This window comes from Nocardiopsis sp. NPDC049922 (assembly GCF_040660275.1).
Taxonomy (GTDB): domain Bacteria; phylum Actinomycetota; class Actinomycetes; order Streptosporangiales; family Streptosporangiaceae; genus Nocardiopsis.
In genome coordinates, this window is record NZ_JBFAME010000052.1 from 1 (window position 1) to 2,179 (window position 2,179).

Below are 2,179 nucleotides of genomic sequence, written 5' to 3' on the forward strand. Positions count from 1 at the left end.
GTTCAAGTCCCGTCACTCACCCCAGAGCCGACAAGGCCCTGACCAGCGCAAACGCGCAGCGGTCAGGGCCTTTCGCGTTGTCGGGGGTGCACCAGCGGGTGCACGGGGGTGGGATTCCTTCTGGTGAGTGTGCACCCCCACCCCGTCACTCATCCCGGCGTGGGGGTGCACGGGGGGTGCACGGGCCGGGGCGATAGCCCGACATCCTGCGCGAATATCGACGTACCGGCCGTAGTGCGGCCCGGGTCGAAGGTTCTCGAAGATCTTTGGCCGATTCCCTTCGCTTCGGCCCGCACCCAAGCGATGGTCCACGCATGGCAACCATCAACCAGCGCACACTGGCCGACGGGCGCACCCGGTACTGGGTGAAATGGCGCCTGGGCGGCACCCGTGGCGGGGCACCGCAGTCCGAACCGTTCGACGTCCACGCCGACGCCCACACCTTCAAACTCCACGTCGAAGCAGCGGGCCATCAGTGGCCGGAGAACTGGATCCCCCGCCATGGGTGGGCGCAGGGGTGGGTCCCCGGCCACGGGTGGGTCAAGGTCGAGGAGGAGGACGAGCCGGAGGCGGAGCCGGTGCTGTTCGCCGGCTTCGCCCGTGAACTGATCGATTCGATGACCGGCATCGCCGAACGTACCCGCGCCGACTACCACCGCGACCTCACCAACCACCTGCTTCCCACCTTCGGGCAGGTGAACCTGCGCGACACGTCCCAGCTCAAGCCCAAGGACGTGCGGGCCTGGGTCAACCAACTGCGCACCGGCACTCCCGACCCCACAGCCCCGCACCGGACCGACACACCCAGCCGAGGCCGCAAGAAGGAACCGGGATGGCTGCGCAAACCCCTGTCCCCCAAATCCATCCACAACCTGCACGCGCTGCTGTTCACCATCTGCGAGGCCGCCGTCCGCGAAGACCCACCCATCCGGCCCTCCAACCCGGCCTCACGCACCCGCCTACCCCGTATCGACGACGGTGAGGGCGACTGGGAGATGTGCTTCCTCACCCGCGAGGAGCTCACACTGCTACGTGACTCCATGGCCGAGGACGTCCGCGACATGGTGGAGGTGTTCGTGCGCACCGGGATGCGCTACAGCGAACTGACCGCGCTCCAGGTCCGCGACATCACCCTCACCACAGCGATCGGAGCCAACGGCCAACCCCTCGTGCGCGGGTACCTGGACGTACGCAGGGCGTGGAAGCGCCGACCCGACAACACCTTCAAACTCGGCGCGCCCAAGACCCGCAGCTCACGCAGGCGCATCCCGCTCTCCCCCGGCACCATCGACCTCATCCGACCCCGCCTGGAGGGCAAGGGACCAGAAGAGTTCGTGTTCACCACCGACCGGGGTTCCTGGTGGCGGCACTCCTCGTTCTACGGCCGCCGGTGGGTGCCCGGGGTCAAGGAGGCCCAGAAGCGGGGGTTGGGGAAGAAGCCGCGTATCCACGACCTGCGCCACACCCATGTGGCGTGGCTGATCGACAAGGACGTGCACGTGTTCAAGATCCAGCGCCGTCTGGGGCATACGTCGATCACCACGACGATGGACCGGTACGGGCACCTGGTCACCGACATCGACGACACCATGATCGAAGCCATCGACGGCCCGCCCACCGGGCCGTGGACCGACCCCGACGGTGAACGACGCCTACGCCTCATCTCCTAACCGCCATCACAAGCCCCAGGCAGGCTGGTGGGGCGGGTGAACACCCGCCCCACCAGCTCACTTCGTTGCTTCTCCCCTACCGCAGCCCCTGCCTCCCGTGGAAGGTACGCCGTGCGGGAACGACCACCTGTTGTGCGGCCTTCTCCACGATCAGCTCCAGGTCCTGGGCGGTGAAGCGGACGTGCTTGCCGAGCCTGCGATGCGGCACCCGCCGCAACCGCACCCGCTCACGCAACCACGACTCCGGAACCGCCAACACCCGAGCCGCCTCCGGAATCGTCAACAACCGGTCCGGCCCGACCTCGTCAGGCCGCTCGACCTCGGCCATCAGCACCTCCCCCGCGCTCCTCCCGGCGGGCGGAGCGGAACTGGCGTCGCTCGTCCTCCGACGCGCCGCCCCACAACCCGTACAGCTCACCGCGCTTCATCGCCTCGGCCAGACAATTGACCTGCACCGGACACACCCCACAGACCCGCTTGGCCGCACGCACCGACCCACCCTGGGCCGG

3 protein-coding genes are annotated in these 2,179 nt (G+C 68.2%); 1 reads left to right on the forward strand and 2 read right to left on the reverse strand.

Features of this window, described 5'->3' with window-relative positions; translation table 11 throughout:
• Nucleotides 1–314 precede the first annotated feature (314 nt).
• On the forward strand, nt 315–1,670 hold the full coding sequence (locus AB0I72_RS28320) for a site-specific integrase (protein WP_358574153.1): 1,356 nt from the start codon (nt 315–317) through the stop codon (nt 1,668–1,670).
• Between the two features lie 76 nt (nt 1,671–1,746).
• Here AB0I72_RS28320 and AB0I72_RS28325 read toward each other — a convergent pair whose 3' ends face one another.
• Both AB0I72_RS28325 and AB0I72_RS28330 read right to left on the reverse strand, forming a co-directional pair.
• Nucleotides 1,747–1,998: a helix-turn-helix domain-containing protein gene (locus tag AB0I72_RS28325; protein WP_358574155.1), complete on the reverse strand. Its 252-nt coding sequence runs from the start codon at nt 1,996–1,998 to the stop codon at nt 1,747–1,749.
• Nucleotides 1,976–2,179: WhiB family transcriptional regulator (locus tag AB0I72_RS28330; RefSeq protein ID WP_358574157.1), on the reverse strand; the 204-nt coding region annotated here is incomplete at its 5' end. The genes AB0I72_RS28330 and AB0I72_RS28325, both read right to left, overlap by 23 nt.